The organism is Microbacterium sp. CFBP 8794, assembly GCF_014841235.1.
Lineage (GTDB): Bacteria > Actinomycetota > Actinomycetes > Actinomycetales > Microbacteriaceae > Microbacterium.
Genome location: NZ_JACYTT010000002.1, coordinates 508,985 through 528,160, shown reverse-complemented (window position 1 = coordinate 528,160; position 19,176 = coordinate 508,985). Strand labels below are relative to the sequence as shown.

The window sequence follows — 19,176 nt, the reverse complement described above, 5'->3', positions numbered from 1 at the left end:
CGTGGCCGCTTCCTCCGAGAAGAGCCGCCCGAGCGCCTTCTGGCCGCTCGCGGCGATCATCGTCCCGATCACGGGTCTGTTCGCGCGGATCGAGATCCGCGGGGCCGAGAACCTCCCTCGTGAGGGTGCGTACGTGATCGCTCCCAACCACAACTCCGAGTTCGATCCCGTGATCGTTGCGGTCGCCGTCTGGCGGCTGGGTCGGGCTCCCCGGTTCCTGGCCAAAGAGAGCCTCTTCAAGGTGCCCGTGCTGGGTGCCGCGCTGAAGGCCACGGGCATGGTGCCCGTGCCCCGCGCGTCGACCAGCGCGAACCAGTCGATGAAGGCCGCCGAGCAGATCGCGCGCGACGGCCGCGGCGTCATCGTGTACGCCGAGGGCACGCTCACGCGCGACCCCGACCTGTGGCCGATGCGAGGCAAGACCGGCGCGGTGCGCCTGGCCCTCGCCGCCGACCTGCCGCTCATCCCGATGGCGCAGTGGGGCGTGCAGCAGATCCTGCCCCGCTACGGCAAGCTGCGCTTCCCGCGGCGTTCGCACGTCATCGTGGAGTTCGGTCCGGCCATGGACATGAGCGAGTACCGGGCAACCCCGACGCACCCGGCGACGCTCACCCGAGCGACCGACGCGATGATGAATCGGATCACGGCCCTGCTCTCCGGCATCCGGGGTCTTCCCGCCCCCGCCGAGCGGTGGAACCCGTCGCAGCACGGGCAGAACGAGACGGGGCGCCTTGAGCCGTAGGAATGCGCCACCCCTCGCCGGCCCCAAGGTCGCCGTCGTCGGCGCCGGGAGCTGGGGGACCACCTTTGGCAAGATCCTGGCCGACGGGGGAGCCTCGGTGGTCATGTGGGCCCGACGCGCCGAGCTCGCGGCCGAGATCACCGAATCGAAGCGCAACAGCCGCTATCTCGCCGGGATCAACCTGCCGCGCACCATGACGGCGACCACCGACCTCGCCGAGGCGCTCACCGGCGCCGAGCAGATCTACCTCTCGGTTCCCAGCCAATCGCTGCGCGAGAACCTCGCCGCCATCAAGCCGCTCGTGCAGCACACCGACGTGCCCATCGTCTCTCTCATGAAGGGCGTCGAGAAGACGACCGGGCTGCGTATGAGCCAGGTCATCGCACAGGTGCTCGAGTGCGACCCGGCGCGGATCGCGGTGGCATCCGGCCCGAACCTCGCCCTCGAGATCGCACGCGAGCAACCGACCGCGGCGGTCATCAGCTCGCTCAGCCCCGAGACCGCCGAAGCGGTGGCCCGTCGTGCGCGCAACCGGTACTTCCGCTCCTTCGTCAACACCGACGTCATCGGCACCGAGTTCGGCGGAGTGCTGAAGAACCTCATCGCCGTCGCCATCGGCATCGTCGACGGCGTCGGCTACGGAGAGAACACGAAGGCGTCGATCATCACGCGCGGCCTCGTCGAGATGACCGACTTCGCGGTCGCCCAGGGCGCGCAACCCGAGACGCTCCAGGGGCTCGCGGGGCTCGGCGATCTGATCGCGACGTGCCAGTCGCCGCTCAGCCGGAACAACACCGCGGGGCGCCTGCTCGGTCAGGGATACGGCTACAAAGAGGTGGTCGCGCAGATGCAGCAGACCGCCGAGGGGCTGGCCTCCGTCGCCCCGGTGCTGCAGCTGGCGAAGCAGGTCGGTGTCGACATGCCCATCGTGCAGCAGGTGAAGATGGTGCTCGACGGCACCATGGACCCGCGCGACATCGCGCCGCACCTCACGACAGACGACGATCAGCCGCAGGGCGAGAGGACGCAGAATGACCAAACCGGTGGTGGTGGTGCTCTTCGGCGGGCGCTCCAGCGAGCATTCGATCAGTTCCGCCACGGCGGGCGGGGTTCTGCGGTCGATCGACCGTGAGCGTTTCGAGGTGATCCCCGTCGGGATCACCCGCGACGGCGCCTTCGTGCTCGAAGACGACGATCCCGACAAGTTCGCCCTGCGCCCCGAGGCCCTGCCCCAGGTGGTCGACAACGGCACCCGCGTACGGATGCCCGACTCGACGCTCTCGCGGGAGTGGACGGTGACGGATGCCGATGGCATCCGTTCCCTCGGCGACGTCGACGTGGTGCTGCCCATCCTCCACGGCCGCTTCGGCGAAGACGGAACGGTGCAGGGCCTTCTCGAGCTGCTCGGCATCCCCTACGCCGGCGCCGGGGTGCTCATGTCGGCGATCGGGATGAACAAGAACGTCACCAAGCGCGTGCTGCGCTCGGCGAACGTCCCGGTCGTGCCGTGGGTCGCGGTCACGCGCGCCGATCTCGCCCGCGACCGGGCGCTGTGGGAGCGCCGCATGCGCGCTCTCGACCTTCCGGTGTTCGTGAAGCCGAACCAGGCCGGCTCGAGCGTCGGCGTCACGAAGGTGTCGCGCTGGGAAGACCTCGATGCGGCGCTCGAGACCGCCTTCGCCGAAGACGTCCTCGCGCTCGTCGAGCAGACCATCGTCGGGCGTGAGCTCGAGTGCGGCGTGCTGCCCGGGCGAGACGGGGGAGCGGTGCGCGTGAGCGTCGCCGGAGAGATCGTGGTCACGGGGCGCGAGTTCTACGACTTCGAGGCCAAGTACCTCGATGCCCCCGGCGTCGATCTCGTGTGTCCCGCGGAGCTCGGCGACGGTGAGCTCGCCGAGATGCAGCGCATCGCCGCCCAGGCCTTCGAGGCGATCGGCGGGCAGGGCCTCGCGCGCGTCGACTTCTTCTACACCGGTACCGAGTTCTACGTGAACGAGGTGAACACGATGCCGGGCTTCACCCCGATTTCGATGTTCCCCACCTGCTGGATCGCCTCGGGTCTCACGTATCCCGACCTGATCAGCGACCTTCTCGACGCGGCGCTCGAGCGGGCCTGACCCGCGTCGACGGTCACCGGCCGGAGCGTCGCCCACAGGGGCGCGGCGGGCGGCGGCGCGCGGTCGCGCCGTTCAGGGCGTCGGGGTCGGCGCGGGAGTTGCGTCCGACACCGAGGTGCACACCGAACCGGTGGCGGGCAGGTACTGGCGGATGAGCGGGCCCAGCGCCTGGGCGACGTCGCCACTGCTCGCGATGTCGTAGTCGAGGAAGACCTGAACGGCGGGCTGACGCCCGAACGTCGTCAGGGTGTACCGGTTCTGGTCGGCCTGCGACTCGTCGACGATCCAGTCCACGCCGTCGAACGAGCGGCACGGCAGTGTCGAGGGGCCGGGGGCTTCGAGGCCGCAGGTCATGAGGATCGCGGCCGGGTCGCCCCAGGCGCCGGTCGCCTGCGCATCGGTCCAGCGGCGGTCCTGCCCCGAGATCGAGGCCGGCAGACGCGAGACGACCTCGGCGCACGCGGCGTCGTTGGCGAGCTTCGCGGGCTGCATCGGCACGGTCGTGCTGCACGCCGCGAGCCCCGGGATCAGGGCGACGGCGGCGAGGAGCGCGAGGGTCCGAGTTGAGCGGGGCACCCCTCCAGGCTAATAGCGTGGAGGGGTGACCGACGCCGAGACCACCCGTGAGACCACCGTGGGAGAGCTGTCCGAGGGGCAGATCCTGCGGGGCATCCTCGACCGCCTTCCGCCCTCGACGGCGCCGGTGGGTCCGGGCGACGACGCGGCCGTGCTCGTGGTGCCCGATGGGCGCGTGGTCGCGACGACCGACACCCTGGTGCACGGCCCCGACTTCCGGATGGCGTGGTCGTCGCCCTTCGACTTGGGGTTCAAGTCGGCGGCCGTGAACCTCGCCGACGTGGCCGCGATGGGGGCACGACCGATCGCCCTGCTCGTCGCCTTGGCCATGCCCGAGTCGACGCCGGTCTCGTTCGTGCGCGGATTCGCCGACGGGCTCGCGGCCGCGTGCGCGGAACTCGCCCCCGGCTGCGCGGTCGAGGGCGGCGACCTCACGGTCTCGGACACGTTGACCATCGCGGTGACCGCGCTCGGCAGCCTCGACGGTCGGGAGCCGGTGCGCCGATCGGGCGCGCGGGCGGGCGACGGTGTCTACGTCATCGGCGAACTCGGGCTCGCGGCGAGAGGCCTCGAGGTGCTGTTCGGACGGTTCACCGACGCCCAGGGCGCGCCGCTGCCCGTCACCGACGACACGCGCGCCGCGCTCAGCGCCGTCGACGCCCTCGCCCTGTCGCGGCAGCTCGCTCCGCGCCCGCCCCTCGCCGAGGCTCTGCGTGCGGCCGACGCGGGGGCGACGGCGATGATGGACGTGTCGGACGGCCTCGCTCTCGACGCCACCCGCTTGGCCGACGCCTCCGGCGTGACGGTGGCCTTCGACTCCGCCACCCTGGGCGAGAACCCGGCCGTCGCGCTCGCGGGCGGGGAGGACCACGGCTTCCTCGTCACCTTCGCCCCGGATGCCGAGCCGCTCGGTCATCGCGTGGGAACCGTCGTGCCGCGCGGCGCCGACGCCGTCACGGTGGACGGCCGCGCGTGGACGGGGCGCGCCGGCTGGGATCCCTACCGCGATTGGAACGCGGGTCGCGGCTGATCACCGACGTCGTCCGGGGCCCGTCGGCCGTGTCGCCGTCGGCGAGGACCGGTGACGCCGCGCACCAGCCCGGGAACGCCCGCGTCAGAGCGTCGGTCGGCCCCACCACATGGTCGTGTCGCCGTAGGAGCGATCGCGCTCGGCCTCGAGGCCGGCGGCCGCCCAGTCGGGCGCGGTCGAGCGCGTGGCCCGCTCGACGATGACCGTGGCATCCGCGCTCAGACGGGACGCCAAAGCGACCAGTGCCCGGGTCAGCTCGTCGTCGCCGAGGTCGTAGGGCGGGTCGAGGAAGACGAGGTCCCACTCGGCGATGGATGCCGACAGGAACGTCGTCACGTTCGCGCGGTGCACCCGCGCGGGGGCGGTCACCCCGGCCGAGCGCAGGCGGTCCGCGTTCGTTCGGATCAACGCGGCCGCGGGGGCCGACAGCTCCACGAGATCCGCGGAGGCGGCTCCGCGGCTGAGGCTCTCGAGCCCGAGGGCCCCGGAGCCGGCGTACAGGTCGGCGACACGTGCGTCTTCGAGCAGCCCCGCCGACCCCAGCGCACCGAACAGCGACTCGCGGACGCGGTCGCTGGTGGGGCGGGTGCCCTTCGGGGGGACGTCGAGGACGGTGCCGCCGGCGCGGCCGGAGATGATGCGCGTCACGGTCTCAGCCTAGGCTCCGGGGCGGCGGGTCACAGCGCGCGCGTACAGAGGCCGATGGGGTCGGACGACGGTGTCGGCGGCTCTCCCTAGACTCGGAGCATGCCCGCTCTCACGCTCGCCTCCCGTCTCGACGGTGTCATCGGCGGCAAGACGGCGGCCGCGTTCGATCGCGCGTTCGGCGTGAAGACCGTGGGCGAACTCCTCGAGCACTACCCGCGCCGCTACGCCCGACGCGGCGAGCTCACGCCGATCGCGACGCTGCCGCTCGGTGAGCCCGTGACCATCGTGGCCGAGGTCGTGAGCGCGAGCGAGCGGCGTATGCAGAACCGCCGCGGGTCCCTGCTCGAGGTCGTGATCAGCGACGGCGACGGGCGCATGTCGCTGACCTTCTTCAATCAGCCCTGGCGCTTGAAAGAGCTCACCCCGGGTCGCCGGGGCATCTTCTCGGGCAAGGTCGGCGAGTACCGGCGGCAGACACAGCTCACCAACCCCGACTACGAGCTGTTCGACGACATCGCCGAAGCCCGGGCCGAAGCCGAGGTCACCGCCAAGCGCCCCATCCCGATCTACCCGGCCACCAGCTCGGTCCCCAGCCCCCTCGTGCAGAAGACCATCTCGCTCGTGCTCGACGCCGTGGGCGACATCGACGATCCGCTGCCCGACGACCTGCGGGCGCGCCGAGGGCTCGTCGACGCCCGCACGGCGCTCGAACACATCCACCGGCCCGAAGACGACGACGACATCGCTCCGGCCGTGGCGACGCTGCGCATGCACGAGGCCTTCGTGCTGCAGACCGCCCTGCTGCAGCAGCGGCAGTTCGTGCGGGCCCTGTCGGCCACGAAGCGTCCCGCCGCCGCGGGCGGGCTGCTCGAGAGGTTCGACGCGATCCTGCCGTTCGAGCTCACCCCCGACCAGCAGAGCGTGGGTGCCCGGATCGCCGCCGACATGATCGGCGACTGGCCGATGAACCGGCTCGTGCAGGGCGAGGTGGGGTCGGGCAAGACGCTCGTCGCCCTGCGCGCGATGCTGCAGGTCGCCGAGTCGGGCGGGCAGTCAGCGCTCATCGCCCCCACCGAAGTGCTCGCCGCTCAGCACCTGCGCTCCATCGCCCGCATGCTGGGCCCCGAGCTCGCGCCCGAGCTCATGCCGACCCTGCTCACCGGCCAGCTGCCCGCCGCCGAGCGCCGCAAGGCCGCCCTCCGGGTGGCCTCGGGGCAGGCCCGCATCGTCGTGGGCACCCACGCGTTGCTCAGCGCCCGCACGACCTTCGCCGAGCTGGGCTTCGTCGTCGTCGACGAACAGCATCGCTTCGGTGTCGAGCAGCGCGAGGCACTGCGCTCCAAGGGCGAATCGCCGCACACGCTCGTGCTCACGGCGACGCCGATCCCGCGCACCGTCGCCATGACGGTGTTCGGCGATCTCGATGTCTCGACCATCCGCACCATGCCGGCCGGGCGTGCCGGCATCCAATCGTTCGTGGCTCCGCTGGCCGAGAAGCCCGGGTGGTTCGCGCGGGTGTGGGACCGGGTGGCCGAAGAGGTGCGTCTCGGACGCCAGGCGTTCGTCGTGTGCGCGGCCATCGATGCCGAACAGCTCGCCGCCGACGAGAAGACCGACGAACCCGCCGACGCCCCGGCCGCGGCGGCCGCCGCCGAGAGCGGCCGCACGCGGTGGGGCGTCGTGCAGGTCGAAGAGATGCTGTCGCGTATGCCGTCGTTCGCGGACATCCGCGTGCAGATCCTGCACGGCAAGCTGCCGGCCGACGAGAAGGACGCGGTCATGCAGGCCTTCGCGCGCGGCGACATCGACGTCCTCGTGGCCACGACCGTGATCGAGGTGGGCGTCGACGTGCCGAACGCCTCGACCATGGTGATCCTCGAGGCCGATCGCTTCGGGGTGTCGCAACTCCACCAGCTCCGCGGACGCGTGGGACGCGGCGGGGTGCCGGGCCTGTGTCTGCTGGTCACCGAGGCGTCTCCAGGTTCGTCGTCGCGGTCTCGCGTCGAGGCCGTGGCGAGCACGCTCGACGGCTTCGCGCTGGCCGAGGTCGATCTCGAGCTGCGGGGCGAGGGCGATGTGCTCGGCGGGGCGCAGTCGGGCGTGCGCTCGTCGCTGCGACTGCTGCGCGTGGTGACCGATGCCGATCTCATCACCGAAGCCCGCGCCGAGGGGGAGCGGCTGCTGGCCGGCGATCCGACGCTGGAGCGGCATCCCGGTTTGGCGGCCGCGCTCGAGCGCCGCGTCGGCGTGGAGGAGCGGGCGGCGCTCGCGAAGTCGTGACGGCGCGGGCCGGGTGCGGGGCGTCGTCGGTAGGCTGACGGCATGAACCCCCGGATCGCCGTCGTCCCCGGCTCGTTCGACCCGCCGACCCTCGGTCACCTCGATGTGATCCGCCGCGCGGCGGGGCTGTTCGATCAGCTCCACGTGCTGGTCGTGCACAATCCGGGCAAAGAGGCGATGCTGCCCCTCGCGCAGCGGCAGTCGCTGCTGGAGCAGTCGATCTCGGAGGCCGGGATCGAGGGCGACGTCATCGTGGCGGCCTGGAGCATGGGGCTCCTGGTCGACTACGCCACCGAGGTCGGCGCCCGAGTTCTCGTGAAGGGCATCCGTTCGCAGGTGGACGTGGCCTACGAGACCCCGATGGCGATCGTCAACCGCGACCTCGCCCACGTCGAGACGGTGTTCCTGCTGCCCGATCCCTCGCACGCGCTCGTGTCGAGCTCGCTCGTGCGACAGGTCGCGGGGCTCGGCGGCGACGTGTCGCCGTACGTCCCCCCGGCCGTGGCCCGTTTCCTCGACACCGGGGCACGCGGGCTCTGACCCCGGGTCCCACCGGTCCGCGGCGGGTCGCGACGCGGCATCCGGCCGGTGTTCAGGGGCGCGCGGGTAGCATGGACGACCGTGAGAACCCGCCGACCCGGTCCCTTCCAACTCCCCGTACGTGACATCGAGCACCACGCGGGAGAGATGCGCGAGCACAGCCTCGACATCCCCGCGCCCGAGAAGTGGGGTGAAGGACTCGTCTCGATCCCCGAGGCCGAGCCCCTCGAGATCGAGGTGCGTCTGGAGTCGGTGCACGAGGGCATCCTCGTGTCCGGCACCGTCGACACCACCGCCACCGGCGTGTGCGGCCGATGCCTCATCGACATCGAGGAGCCTGTCGAAGTCGAGTTCCAGGAACTTTTCACGTATCCTGGGAACGAAGCGAGTGACTTCGACGTTCAAGACGACCACGTGGATCTTGAAAATCTGGTCCGGGACACGATTGTCCTGTCGCTTCCGTTCCAGCCGGTGTGTCAGCCGGACTGCCCCGGGCTCGACCCGAATACGGGCGAGAGGCTGACGGAAAGCACCGGCGACACGGAGCAGACGTCCGTTGATCCTCGATGGGCTGCGCTCCAGCAGTACACCCCAGACGACGGCGATGCGCTCCGCGCCGCCCCCAAGACAGAGAAGAGCTAGCCATGGCAGGTAACCCCCCGAAGCGGAAAGTCTCCCGCTCGAACACCCGCTCGCGCCGCGCGCAGTGGAAGGCCGAACCGACTCCGCTGGTGAAGACCATCGAGAACGGCAAGGTCGTCTACAGCCGCCCCCACCAGGCCAAGGTCGTCACCGACTCGCAGGGCACCGAACTCTTCATGGAGTACAAGGGCCGCAAGGTCGCCGACGTCTGATCGTCGCCCGCGACGAGACACTGCGACGCGGAACACTGTGACGCGAAACACCGTGACGCGAAACACCGTCGGGCGCTCAGCGCTCACCGAGAAGCTCGGGGTCGACATCGACCCCGAGCTTCTCTCGCTTGCCCTGACCCACCGCTCGTTCGCTTACGAGAACGGCGCCATCCCGCACAACGAACGTCTCGAGTTCCTCGGCGACTCGGTGCTGGGCCAAGCCGTGACCGTGCGGCTGTTCTCCCGGCATCCGGATCTCGACGAGGGAAGCCTCGCCAAACGGCGCGCGAGCGTCGTGTCGACCGTGGCCCTCGCCGAGGTGGCGCGCACCATCGGCCTCGGCGATCACGTGCGGCTCGGCCGGGGCGAGATCCTGACCGGCGGTCGTGACAAGGATTCGATCCTCGCCGACACGATGGAAGCCGTGATCGGGGCGACGTTCCTCTCGGCGGGACCGGATGCCGCCACCGACATGGTCCTGCGCCTGGTCGAACCGCTCTTCGCCGACCCCGAACGCTACGGCGCGGCGATGGACCCGAAGACCAGCCTGCAAGAGATCGCTGCGCGGCTGGGGCTTCCGGCTCCCGTCTACGGCGTCGAGGCGACCGGGCCCGACCACGATCGCCGCTTCACGGCCACCGTGACCGTCGGCGAGGTCGTGACCACGGGTGCCGGGTCGAGCAAGAAGCAGGCGGAGATGGCCGCCGCCCTCACCGCCTGGCGCGAACTCGACGCGCGTGCCTGAACTCCCCGAGGTCGAGGTCGTCCGCGCGGGACTCGAACCCGCGGTCACCGGCGCCGTCATCGCGTCGGTCGACGTGCGCGACGAGCGCGCTCTCACCCGGCACACCGGGGGAGCCGCGCACTTCGAAGCCGAGCTCACAGGTCGCCGCATCTCGTCGGCGGTGCGCCGGGGCAAATTCCTGTGGATGCCGGTCTCCGACGCCGAGGCCGTCGTCACCCACCTGGGCATGAGCGGTCAGATGCTGCTGCGTGTTCCCGGGGCACCCGAGGAGCGCCACGAGCGCATCCGCATCGAGCTCGAGCACCCCGTGCACGGGCCGTTGTCGGTGGTCTTCGCCGATCAGCGCACGTTCGGGTCGCTCGCGGTCGACACCCTCGTGGACACCGCCGACGGCGCCGCGGCGGGGCGTGGATCCGACCTCGCTCGGGTGCCGACGCAGGTGGCCCACATCGCCCGCGATCCCCTCGACCCCGCCTTCCGCGCCGATCGCTTCCGCGCGCGTCTGGCGCGCACCGCGTCGGGCATCAAGCGCGTGCTGCTGGATCAGACCGTGGCCAGCGGCATCGGCAACATCTACGCCGACGAGTCGCTGTGGGCCGCGCGCATCCACCCCGAGACCGCGGCGTCGGCTCTGCCGACCCGTGCCGTGAACCGTCTGCTGGCCGAGGTGCAGGCCGTGCTCGAGAAGGCCCTCGCCGAGGGCGGCACGAGCTTCGACGCGCAGTACGTCAACGTGAACGGGCAGGCCGGGTACTTCGCGCACTCGCTCAACGCCTACGGCCGCACCGGGCAACCGTGCCCGCGATGCGGGCGCCCGATCGTGCGCGTGTCGTTCATGAACCGCTCGAGCCACTTCTGTCCGTACTGCCAGCGCGTGCGGTGAGCGACCCGCCGGCGCCCGGTTCCCGCGCGCCGCGGTTCGCTGGACACGCGGGAACCTCTCCCGGTCGGGCGGATGTCAGGCGAGCACCTTCTTCCACACGCCCTCGTAGGCGACCGGAACGAACCCGATGCGCTCGTTGATCGACAGCATCGGGCGGTTCTCTTCGGCGTTGTACGTCATCACTCGCGGAGAGTCGGGGGCGATCTCGCGCCAGGCCTGCAGGGCGGCGCACTTCACCAGCATCCCCAGGCGGTGGCCGCGGTGGGGCGCCGTGACAAGGGTGTCCTCCTGATGCGACATCGCCGAGCGGTCCTTGCCGATGACGAGTTCGGTGAACGCCGCCAGCTCCCCGGAGTCCACGTGCTGCGCGGCGGTGATGAGCATGTGGCGACCGGCGTCGAGGTAAGTCGCCTCGAAGCGGCGGACGCGTGCGGCATCCCACACCTCCTCGTCGAACTCGAGGTCGGCCGAGGGGGCGTCGGTGACCATGCGGGACTTCATCGCGGCGAAGGACTCGACGAACTCGTCGGGGGTCGGGAGCGCCCACTGCACGACGCGATAGCCGCGGGCCGCGCGCTCGGCCTCGTCGAGGAGGTCCCGCACCCGCGGTGCGGCGTCGGCGAGGTCGAGGCTGCTGACGCGCATGACCTGCTCGAGGGTGCTCCCCGAGGCCAGGAAGAAGCGCGCCGCGTGGTCGCGCGGGACGGAGCCGAATCCGGTCGGTGCGTCCAGCCGCGGTCCGTCGGTCTCGGGGTGCTCGGCCCAGGCCTGCAGCACGGTGCGGTGATGCTCGCGCGCGGTGCGCTCGATCAGGGCGAAGGCGGCGCGGCCGATGCCGCGGTTCCAGGCGGAGCGTCGGAGCTCCACGAGCCAGAACCCGGTGCGCGCCCCCTCTTCCTGCGGCAGGTCGAGTGAGGCACGGCCCACGACCTCACCGTCGAGCACGGCCAACCAGCAGTAACGCACCTGAGCGGGGTCGGGCTGATACGCCGGCAGCAGCTCGTCGGCGGGCATGGAGTTGTCGTCGTGTCCGGAGATCTCGGCGTAGACGAGGTTCCGCACCCGGGCCATCTCGCGGAAGTCGGCGGCATCGGGGGCATCGATCGAGATCGGCACGTGCAGGGGGCGCAGCTCGAGGCCGGCGGGGAGCGAAGTCATGTCGTGTGTGTCTTTCTTACGGGGGAGAAGGGGGCGAGCAGTGCCGCCCCCGAGGGGACGGCACTGCCGGGTCAGGCCGGCGGACGCTGCAGCGCGGCGGCGCGATACCAGTCGCGTTCGCGCTGGGTGCGCTGGGCGTCGTGCTGCCGTGCCCGGTGGGCGGCGGCGGCACGCCGCTCGATCGCGTGGATCCGGGCGGCGTGACGGGTCAGCAGCCAGAGGCCGAGACGCAGGGTCAGTCGGTCGAGGCGGCCGACCGGGTGGTCGGTGACGGGGATGGTGAGAGGGGCGGGCGCGGCAGATGCAGAGTGCGGCGCGCGCGTGGGCAGAGTGCTCATGCGGAGGCTCCGAGAAGAGAAGAGCGGAAAGAATCGCGCGAGCCGAGCTCGCACGGAGGGATCCAGAGGATCGGGTGCACGGCATCCGAGGGATGCGGCACGGGAAGCGGAGACGGACGGCGTCTCGACGCGAGGTGACAACCCCGTGGGCCGGGTCAACCCTGGCGGGAGGGCATTCCGACGGCGGTGGTCACTCCGGTGAACGGTGCGGAGAGCACGGGAACGGCGATGAAGCCGGTGGCGGTGAAGCCGGTGAGAGTGCGAATCATGGGAGGACCTCCTTTCGTCGTCGGTTGCGACCACCGACGCTAGCGAGGTGTGCGCGCGAATGTCAAGCGTTCGTCCAGATTGGCGTGCCCGCCGGGCGCGTCGCGACGACGGTGCGCGGCTTGGCGCCGCGGAATCCCGCGGAATCTCGGGTACCGTGAGGCCGTACTCGATCGCGGGAAGGCGGGGTGACATGCACCTCAAGAGCGTGACGCTCAAGGGCTTCAAGTCCTTCGCCTCGTCCACGACCTTCGCCCTCGAACCCGGCGTCACCTGCATCGTCGGGCCGAACGGATCGGGGAAATCCAACGTCGTCGACGCCCTCGCCTGGGTGATGGGCGAGCAGGGAGCGAAGACGCTCCGCGGCGGCAAGATGGAAGACGTCATCTTCGCCGGAACGTCCACGCGTGGACCCCTCGGGCGCGCCGAGGTGCACCTGACGATCGACAACAGCGACGGCGCCCTGCCCATCGACTACAGCGAAGTGACGATCAGCCGCACGCTGTTCCGCACCGGCGCGAGCGAATACGCCATCAACGGACAGACGTGCCGACTTCTCGACGTGCAGGAGCTGCTGAGCGACTCGGGCCTGGGCCGCGAGATGCACGTCATCATCGGCCAGGGCCGCCTCGACACCGTTCTGCAGGCGACGGCCGAGGATCGGCGCGGGTTCATCGAAGAGGCGGCGGGGATCCTCAAGCACCGCCGTCGCAAAGAGAAGACCGCGCGCAAGCTCGAGGCCATGGAGACCAACCTCACCCGTCTCAGCGACCTCGCGGGGGAGCTGCGACGCCAACTGAAGCCGCTCGGCAAGCAGGCCGAGGTCGCACGCGAGGCCGCGACGATCGCGGCGGTCGTGCGCGATGCGAAAGCCCGGCTGTACGCCGACGAACTGGTGCGCCTGCGCGGGCAGCTCGCCGACGCCGCCCGCGCCGAGAGCGAGCGGCACACCGAACGCCTGGGCTTGCAGGAGCAGGCCGATGGGCTGCGTCAGCGGGTGGAGCGGCTCGAGAACGACCAGCGTTCCGAGGCGGTCGACCGTGCGCGCAGCGTCGCCTTCGCGCTCGAGCAGGTGCAGGAGCGTCTGCGCGGGCTCTACAGCCTGGCCGGTCAGCGTCTGACGCTGCTCGCTGACGACGACGCCGACGGCGCGGGGTTCGCCCCCACGGTGACGCAGACCATGATCGACGACGTCCGCGCCGAGATCGACGACATCGCGGCCGGTCTCGGAGACGCGCACGACGCCGCCGCGGATGCCGCACGGGCCGTGGCGCGGGCTCGCGCCGAGCTCGACGCCCTCGACACCGAGATCTCCGCGCAGAGCGCGCTGGTGTCCGAGCACGACATGCGCCTCACCACCCTGCGCGGAGCCGCGGATGCCGCCCACTCGGCCCTCACCGCGGTGCGCGCGGGCGTGGAGCGTCAGCAGCGTGCGCTCGAGGCCGCGCTCGCCCGGCGCGCCGAAGCGGAAGAGGCGCGGGCGGCGCTCGATCCCGACGTCGTGCCCGAAGCGTCCACCGTCGAACACGCCACGGCGTACGAGCGCGCCCAGCGCGACGCGAACGACGCCGAGACGCAGGTGGCGGCGCTGCGGGAACGCCTGCACGCGGCCGAGCGCGAGCGCGACGCGCTGTCGGCGCAGACGGCCGCGCTCGGACGCGCGCTGGACGTGCGCAACGCCGCGGCCGAACTGATCGCGGCCGGGGGCACCGGCATCCGGGGGCTCGTCGGAGACGACGTGCGGGTGACGGCCGGCTTCGAGGCGGCGATCGCCGCCGCCCTCGGCACCCTCGCGGAGGGTCTGCTCGTCGACGACATCGACGCGGCGTTCGCCGCTGCCCGGACGGCCGCCGAGTCCGATCTGGGGCTCGTCGAGATCGCGATCGCCGATGCCGCCGTCTCGGACCCCTCGCCGACGGTGGCGGGCGGGGTGCCCGCCGCACAGGTCGTCACGGCCTCGTCCGGGGTGAGCGCCATCCTGTCGCGGGTGGTCGTCGTGGACGACCTGGCGGCCGCTCGGTCGGCTCTGCCCTCGCTCGCCGACGACATCACCCTGGTGACCCGCACCGGGGAAGTGCTGACCGCGCGCACCCTGCGCGCCGGTTCGGGAGCGGGCGGTTCGCGCCTCGAGCTCGCGGCCGAACGCGCCGCCGCGAGCGAGCGACTCGACGAGATCGTCGTGATCGCCGATTCGCTGCGCGAGGCGCTCGGCGACGAGCAGCGTCACCAGAGCGAGGCGCGTCAACGCACCAAAGACGCGCTGTCGACCCTGCGCGCGCACGACGCCGCGCTGGCGGCGCACGCCGAGAAGGTGAACCGCGTGACGGTGCGGCATGAGGCCGCCGTGGCGGAGTGCGAACGTCTGGCGGCCGGACTCGCGCAGACCGAGGCCGCCGTCGCCGAGGCAGAGGCCACCGCCCGCGTCGCCGAGGAGGCGCTGCGCCGTGCCCAGGAGACGCCCCGCCCCATCCTCGACGTGTCGGCGCGCGACGGATTCCTCGCCGAGGTTGAGGCGGCGCGCGAGGGGGAGATGCGGGCGCGACTCGACATCGAGACGCTCCGCGAGCGGGTGCGCGCGGGCGAGGCCCGCATCGTGCAGCTCGAGCAGCAGCGGGAGCGAGAGCGCGCGGCGGCCGACGAGGCGGCGCGACGCACGGTCATCCGTCGCGCGCAGCGCGAGATCGCCGCCGAGGTCGCCGGGCACCTCCCGGCGGTGCTCGACTCCGTGGATCGATCGGTGAGCGAGGCGCGCGTCGAGCTCGCCGCCGCGGAGTCGGCCCGAACGGCCGTGACCGAGCAGTTGAGCCGAGCGCGCGCGGAGGAGAGCGGGGTGCGCGAGCGCCTGGCGCGTCTCACCGAGAGCGTCCACGGTCTCGAGCTGCAGATGCACGAGCAGAAGCTGCACATCACCAGCCTTCTCGAACGCGTGCACTCGGAGCTCGCGCTCGACGAGAGCATTCTCGTTTCGGAATACGGTCCCGACCAGGTCGTTCCCGGCGAGGGCGACGGTGACGGCGTGCCCTTCGACCGCGCGGCGCAGAAGAAGCGTCTGCAGGAAGCCGAACGCAAGCTCGGCCAGCTGGGACGGGTGAACCCCCTCGCCCTCGAGGAGTTCGCGGCCCTCGAGCAGCGGCACGCGTTCCTGACCGAGCAGCTCGCCGACCTGCAGCAGACGCGCGCCGACCTGCAGACGATCATCGCCGAGCTCGACGACCGCATGCAGACGATCTTCGTCGCGGCCTTCGAGGACACGCGGGTCGCCTTCGGCGAGATCTTCCCCATCCTGTTCCCGGGCGGTGCGGGGAGCATCTCGTTGACCGACCCCGACAATCCGCTCACCACCGGCATCGAGGTGTCGGTGCGCCCGGTCGGCAAGAAGATCGAGCGGCTGTCGCTGCTGTCGGGCGGGGAGCGCTCGCTGGCGGCCGTCGCGTTCCTGACCTCGATCTTCACCGCGCGACCCAGCCCCTTCTACATCCTCGATGAGGTCGAGGCGGCGCTCGACGACGCCAACCTCGGTCGCCTGCTGGGGGTGTTCGAGAAGCTCCGCGCGAGCAGCCAGCTCATCGTCATCACCCACCAGAAGCGCACGATGGAGATCGCCGACGCCCTCTACGGGGTCTCGATGCGTCAGGACGGCGTGTCGGCCGTGGTCGGACAGCGCGTGGGCGATCGCGCCGCGGCGCGGGGCGAAGCCGCCCCCGTAAGCTGAAGCAATGGCTGAGAACTCCTGGTCGCTGGGTCGCGCGCTGCGCGGACTCTTCGTCAAACCCACGATCGACGAGACGACGTGGGACGACCTCGAGACGGCGCTGTTGACCGCCGACTTCGGCCCCGACGTGACCGAGCGCCTCATCGACGAGCTGCGCGAGAAGGTCGAGCGCTTCCGCACGACCGACCCGCGCGATCTGCAGCGCATGCTGCGAGAGACGCTCGAGGAGCACTTCGCGAAGTTCGACACCACCCTGCGACTCACCGAGCGGCCGGCCGTGGTGCTCGTGGTCGGGGTGAACGGCGTCGGCAAGACGACCACGATCGGCAAGTTCGCGAAGTTCCTGCAGCGCTACGGCCGGACGGTCGTGGTGGGTGCCGCCGACACGTTCCGCGCGGCAGCCGTCGACCAGCTGGCCACCTGGGCCGAGCGCGGCGGTGCGACGATCGTGCGCCCGCAGCACGAGGGTCAGGACCCGGCATCCGTCGCCTTCCAGACCGTCGCCCACGCGAAAGAGACCGGCACCGAGATCGTGCTCATCGACACCGCGGGGCGCCTGCACACCAAGGGCGGGCTCATGGACGAGCTCGGCAAGATCAAACGCGTCGTCGAGAAGCAGGCGCCCATCAGCGAGGTCCTCCTGGTGCTGGATGCCACGACCGGCCAGAACGGACTGATGCAGGCGCAGGCCTTCCTCGACAGTGCCGGGGTAACCGGCCTCGTGCTCACCAAGCTCGACGGGTCGGCGAAGGGCGGCTTCGTGCTCGCCGTGCAGGAACTCACCGGCATCCCCGTCAAGCTGCTCGGCCAGGGCGAGGGCATCAACGACCTGACCGGTTTCACCCCGCACGTGTTCGCGGCCTCGCTCGTCGACTGACCGCGGGACCCTTATCGCAGTCGGCGCCCCAGGCGGGTCGCCTTCCCGAAGTCGGGGCTGACTGCTTACATGGACTCATGGCCATCGAGCACGATTTCTTCGGACTCCTCGAGTCGGGTCCCGACGGTTCGATCTTCTGGTCGGAGAACGTGGAGTTCGGCGATCAGAGCGTCACGGTCGACCTGACCGCCCCCGACCAGGACGACGTCTCGGTCGACGCGCTCGACGTCGCGGCCTCGCTCATCTCCACGCTCGAGGCGATCGACCTCGTGGCGCGCAACGCCATGGTGAACGAGCTCGACACCCGCACGAGCGAGGTGACGGAGTACATCCTGCAGCAGCAGGCCACCCTGGGTGACGAGCTCGAGGACTTCCTCACCGACGTGACCGGCGACACGCACATCGACGTCATCAAGGCGCTGCAGCTGATGAGCATGACGATCCTCGCCGACGAGCACGGGGGAGCCGACCCCTTCGCGGTGCTCGAGTACGCCCTCGACCCCGACGCTACCGACGATGCCCTGCTGGTGAACCTGGGCTCCGACGGTCAGGTGCAGTCGGTCACCAGCGCCGACTGAGGCCCGACCCCGAGACCGTCGGGGCTCGCGAAGCGGGTGGATGCCGGCGCGGACGTGCGAGAACGACGGATGCCTCCGTGCGCGCGGGAGCGGACGAGTCGCTCCCGCCGACGAACCGCGTCAGACGGCCTGCGCGAAACCGGCGTCGGCGGCGGCGATGTCCTTCGCGAGGTGGGCGAGGTGCGGCGGGATCTCGCGGCCCATCGACACCATCGACTGCGCCCACAGGCGCCCCGCGCGGTACGACGAGCGCACCAGGGGCCCGGCGAGCACGCCCAGGAAGCCGATGCGCTCGGCCTCTTGCTTGAACTCCACGAACTCGGCGGGCTTCACCCAGCGCTGCACGGGAAGGTGCCGGGGCGTGGGGCGCAGGTACTGCGTGATGGTGATGATGTCGGTGCCGGCCGCGCGCAGGTCTTCGAGCGCCTGCACGACCTCCGCGGGCTCCTCGCCCATCCCGAGGATGAGGTTCGACTTGGTGATGAGGCCGGCCTCGCGCGCGGCGGTCAGCACGCCGAGCGAGCGCTCGTACCGGAACGCGGGACGGATGCGCTTGAAGATGCGGGGCACCGTCTCGACGTTGTGCGCGAACACCTCGGGCCGCGACGAGAAGACCTCGTCGAGGTGCGAGATGTTGCCCGAGAAGTCGGTGGCCAGGATCTCGACACCCGTGCCCGGGTTCTCGGCGTGGATGCGCCGCACGGTCTCGGCGTGCAGCCACGCGCCCTCGTCGGGCAGGTCGTCGCGGGCGACGCCCGTGACGGTGGCGTAGCGCAGCTGCATCCGCGTCACGCTCTCGGCGACACGGCGCGGTTCGTCGGTGTCGTAGTCGGCGGGCTTGCCCGTGTCGATCTGGCAGAAGTCGCAGCGCCGCGTGCACTGGGAACCGCCGATGAGGAAGGTCGCCTCGCGGTCCTCCCAGCACTCGAAGATGTTGGGGCAGCCGGCCTCCTGACACACCGTGTGCAGTTCCTCGGTCTTCACGAGGTTCTGAAGCGCCGTGTACTCGGGCCCCATCCGGGCCTTGGTCTTGATCCACTCGGGCTTGCGCTCGATCGGGGTCTCGGCGTTGCGCACCTCGAGACGCAGGAGCCTGCGTCCGTTCGGAGCGGTGGATGCCGGGGCCCCGGTCGCTCCGGTTCCGCAGGCGCTCACGCGGCCACCGCCGCGTACTCGGCGCGGAACGCGCGCTCGATCGCCGGGGCGAGATCGGCGGGAGAGACGTCGCGGCCGATCACCTCGCTCACGGTCGTGACCCCGGCATCCGAGATCCCGCACGGGACGATGCGCCGGAAGCCGGCGAGGGAGTTGTCGCAGTTGACGGCGAAGCCGTGCATGGTCGCACCTCTTTCGACGCGGACTCCGATCGCCGCGACCTTGTCGACGCCGAGGGGGCGTCGGACCCAGACGCCGCTGCGTCCCTCGATGCGGAAGCCGTCGACCCCGTGCTCGGTGAGAGCCGAGATGAGCAGTGCTTCTAGTCGCCGCACGTGGGCGACCACGTCGATCGGCTCGGGCAGACGCACGATGGGGTAGCCCACCAGTTGGCCCGGTCCGTGCCAGGTGATCTTTCCCCCGCGGTCGACGTCGACGACCGGGGTGCCGTCGTCGGGCCGCTCGTGGGCCTCGGTGCGCTTGCCGGCCGTGTAGACGGCCTCGTGTTCGAGGAGCAGCAGGGTGTCGGGCCGGGTGCCGGCGACCACGTCCGCGTGGATCGCCCGCTGGTGGGCCCAGCCGTCGAGATAGGGCACGTAGTGCGGGGAGAGCCCCGCGTGGTGGATGTCGATCATCGACCGCTCCCAATGTTGGATTGCGTCCAAGAATACATGCG

General features: G+C 71.1%; 19 protein-coding genes. 13 read left to right on the top strand and 6 right to left on the bottom strand.

Features of this window, described 5'->3' with window-relative positions; translation table 11 throughout:
- Window position 1 precedes the first annotated feature (1 nt).
- The 3 genes from IFU19_RS06365 to IFU19_RS06355 are packed head-to-tail and all read left to right on the top strand — an operon-like array spanning window position 2 to window position 2,859.
- Window positions 2-742, top strand: a complete 741-nt coding sequence (locus tag IFU19_RS06365) for a lysophospholipid acyltransferase family protein (protein WP_082509674.1) — start codon at window positions 2-4, stop codon at window positions 740-742.
- On the top strand, window positions 732-1,874 hold the full coding sequence (locus tag IFU19_RS06360) for an NAD(P)H-dependent glycerol-3-phosphate dehydrogenase (RefSeq protein ID WP_055836593.1): 1,143 nt from the start codon (window positions 732-734) through the stop codon (window positions 1,872-1,874). Before IFU19_RS06365 ends, IFU19_RS06360 begins: the two co-directional genes overlap by 11 nt.
- Window positions 1,774-2,859, top strand: a complete 1,086-nt coding sequence (locus tag IFU19_RS06355) for a D-alanine--D-alanine ligase family protein (RefSeq protein WP_070409768.1) — start codon at window positions 1,774-1,776, stop codon at window positions 2,857-2,859. The genes IFU19_RS06360 and IFU19_RS06355 overlap by 101 nt, the downstream gene beginning before the upstream one ends.
- A 72-nt stretch (window positions 2,860-2,931) precedes the next feature.
- On the opposite strand, the gene IFU19_RS06350 is transcribed toward IFU19_RS06355, so the two are convergent.
- Window positions 2,932-3,435, bottom strand: coding sequence for a DUF3515 family protein (locus tag IFU19_RS06350; RefSeq protein WP_055836600.1), 504 nt, complete (start codon window positions 3,433-3,435; stop codon window positions 2,932-2,934).
- A gap of 25 nt (window positions 3,436-3,460) precedes the next feature.
- On the opposite strand from IFU19_RS06350, the gene thiL reads away from it, so the two are divergent.
- Entirely contained in the window at window positions 3,461-4,465 is a 1,005-nt protein-coding gene (thiL, locus tag IFU19_RS06345; RefSeq protein ID WP_192013222.1) for a thiamine-phosphate kinase, read from the top strand.
- 84 nt (window positions 4,466-4,549) lie between these two features.
- On the opposite strand, the gene IFU19_RS06340 is transcribed toward thiL, so the two are convergent.
- Window positions 4,550-5,113 carry an RsmD family RNA methyltransferase gene (locus IFU19_RS06340; protein WP_192013221.1) on the bottom strand — a complete coding sequence of 188 codons (564 nt, stop codon included), beginning with the start codon at window positions 5,111-5,113 and terminating at the stop codon, window positions 4,550-4,552.
- 99 nt (window positions 5,114-5,212) lie between these two features.
- Between IFU19_RS06340 and IFU19_RS06335 the strand changes: the two genes are divergently transcribed.
- From IFU19_RS06335 to mutM, 6 genes are all read left to right on the top strand, one after another.
- A complete protein-coding gene (locus IFU19_RS06335) occupies window positions 5,213-7,393 on the top strand; it encodes an ATP-dependent DNA helicase RecG (RefSeq protein ID WP_192013220.1) in 2,181 nt (726 codons plus the stop codon).
- Window positions 7,394-7,435: 42 nt separating this feature from the next.
- The gene (coaD, locus tag IFU19_RS06330; protein WP_055836612.1) at window positions 7,436-7,933 is read left to right on the top strand and encodes a pantetheine-phosphate adenylyltransferase; all 498 of its coding nucleotides are present in this window, start codon (window positions 7,436-7,438) and stop codon (window positions 7,931-7,933) included.
- Between the two features lie 147 nt (window positions 7,934-8,080).
- Complete coding sequence (locus IFU19_RS06325; protein ID WP_055836614.1) at window positions 8,081-8,575, top strand: YceD family protein; 495 nt, start codon at window positions 8,081-8,083, stop codon at window positions 8,573-8,575.
- A 2-nt stretch (window positions 8,576-8,577) separates the two neighbouring features.
- Window positions 8,578-8,787: a 50S ribosomal protein L32 gene (gene rpmF, locus IFU19_RS06320; RefSeq protein ID WP_055836618.1), complete on the top strand. Its 210-nt coding sequence runs from the start codon at window positions 8,578-8,580 to the stop codon at window positions 8,785-8,787.
- 52 nt (window positions 8,788-8,839) lie between these two features.
- Window positions 8,840-9,532, top strand: coding sequence for a ribonuclease III (gene rnc / locus IFU19_RS06315; RefSeq protein WP_191914945.1), 693 nt, complete (start codon window positions 8,840-8,842; stop codon window positions 9,530-9,532).
- On the top strand, window positions 9,525-10,415 hold the full coding sequence (gene mutM / locus IFU19_RS06310; protein ID WP_192013219.1) for a bifunctional DNA-formamidopyrimidine glycosylase/DNA-(apurinic or apyrimidinic site) lyase: 891 nt from the start codon (window positions 9,525-9,527) through the stop codon (window positions 10,413-10,415). Before rnc ends, mutM begins: the two co-directional genes overlap by 8 nt.
- Window positions 10,416-10,490: 75 nt before the next feature.
- Here mutM and IFU19_RS06305 read toward each other — a convergent pair whose 3' ends face one another.
- Window positions 10,491-11,573, bottom strand: a complete 1,083-nt coding sequence (locus tag IFU19_RS06305; protein WP_192013218.1) for a GNAT family N-acetyltransferase — start codon at window positions 11,571-11,573, stop codon at window positions 10,491-10,493.
- 71 nt (window positions 11,574-11,644) lie between these two features.
- The gene (locus tag IFU19_RS06300; protein ID WP_070409772.1) at window positions 11,645-11,911 is read right to left on the bottom strand and encodes a hypothetical protein; all 267 of its coding nucleotides are present in this window, start codon (window positions 11,909-11,911) and stop codon (window positions 11,645-11,647) included.
- 460 nt (window positions 11,912-12,371) lie between these two features.
- Here IFU19_RS06300 and smc point away from each other — a divergent pair, with 460 nt between their 5' ends.
- From smc to IFU19_RS06285, 3 genes are all read left to right on the top strand, one after another.
- Window positions 12,372-15,890 carry a chromosome segregation protein SMC gene (smc, locus tag IFU19_RS06295; protein ID WP_192013217.1) on the top strand — a complete coding sequence of 1,173 codons (3,519 nt, stop codon included), beginning with the start codon at window positions 12,372-12,374 and terminating at the stop codon, window positions 15,888-15,890.
- 4 nt (window positions 15,891-15,894) lie between these two features.
- Window positions 15,895-16,767: a signal recognition particle-docking protein FtsY gene (ftsY, locus tag IFU19_RS06290; RefSeq protein ID WP_055836633.1), complete on the top strand. Its 873-nt coding sequence runs from the start codon at window positions 15,895-15,897 to the stop codon at window positions 16,765-16,767.
- A gap of 77 nt (window positions 16,768-16,844) precedes the next feature.
- Window positions 16,845-17,345, top strand: coding sequence for a DUF2004 domain-containing protein (locus tag IFU19_RS06285; RefSeq protein ID WP_055939821.1), 501 nt, complete (start codon window positions 16,845-16,847; stop codon window positions 17,343-17,345).
- Window positions 17,346-17,465: 120 nt separating this feature from the next.
- Here the strand turns inward: IFU19_RS06285 and lipA are convergent, their stop codons facing one another.
- Both lipA and lipB read right to left on the bottom strand, forming a co-directional pair.
- A complete protein-coding gene (gene lipA / locus IFU19_RS06280; RefSeq protein ID WP_192013216.1) occupies window positions 17,466-18,500 on the bottom strand; it encodes a lipoyl synthase in 1,035 nt (344 codons plus the stop codon).
- Window positions 18,497-19,135: a lipoyl(octanoyl) transferase LipB gene (lipB, locus tag IFU19_RS06275; RefSeq protein WP_055836639.1), complete on the bottom strand. Its 639-nt coding sequence runs from the start codon at window positions 19,133-19,135 to the stop codon at window positions 18,497-18,499. Before lipB ends, lipA begins: the two co-directional genes overlap by 4 nt.
- Window positions 19,136-19,176: the final 41 nt, after the last annotated feature.

Excerpts from the sequence above, each read along its gene's own strand:
- IFU19_RS06300 (WP_070409772.1), bottom strand. The coding sequence starts at position 11,911 with ATGAGCACTCTGCCCACGCGCGCGCCGCACTCTGCATCTGCCGCGCCC.
- rpmF (WP_055836618.1), top strand. The coding sequence starts at position 8,578 with ATGGCAGGTAACCCCCCGAAGCGGAAAGTCTCCCGCTCGAACACCCGC.
- smc (WP_192013217.1), top strand. The coding sequence starts at position 12,372 with ATGCACCTCAAGAGCGTGACGCTCAAGGGCTTCAAGTCCTTCGCCTCG.
- IFU19_RS06305 (WP_192013218.1), bottom strand. The coding sequence starts at position 11,573 with ATGACTTCGCTCCCCGCCGGCCTCGAGCTGCGCCCCCTGCACGTGCCG.
- IFU19_RS06325 (WP_055836614.1), top strand. The coding sequence starts at position 8,081 with ATGCGCGAGCACAGCCTCGACATCCCCGCGCCCGAGAAGTGGGGTGAA.
- IFU19_RS06355 (WP_070409768.1), top strand. The coding sequence starts at position 1,774 with ATGACCAAACCGGTGGTGGTGGTGCTCTTCGGCGGGCGCTCCAGCGAG.
- IFU19_RS06335 (WP_192013220.1), top strand. The coding sequence starts at position 5,213 with ATGCCCGCTCTCACGCTCGCCTCCCGTCTCGACGGTGTCATCGGCGGC.
- IFU19_RS06285 (WP_055939821.1), top strand. The coding sequence starts at position 16,845 with ATGGCCATCGAGCACGATTTCTTCGGACTCCTCGAGTCGGGTCCCGAC.
- lipB (WP_055836639.1), bottom strand. The coding sequence starts at position 19,135 with ATGATCGACATCCACCACGCGGGGCTCTCCCCGCACTACGTGCCCTAT.
- coaD (WP_055836612.1), top strand. The coding sequence starts at position 7,436 with ATGAACCCCCGGATCGCCGTCGTCCCCGGCTCGTTCGACCCGCCGACC.
- ftsY (WP_055836633.1), top strand. The coding sequence starts at position 15,895 with ATGGCTGAGAACTCCTGGTCGCTGGGTCGCGCGCTGCGCGGACTCTTC.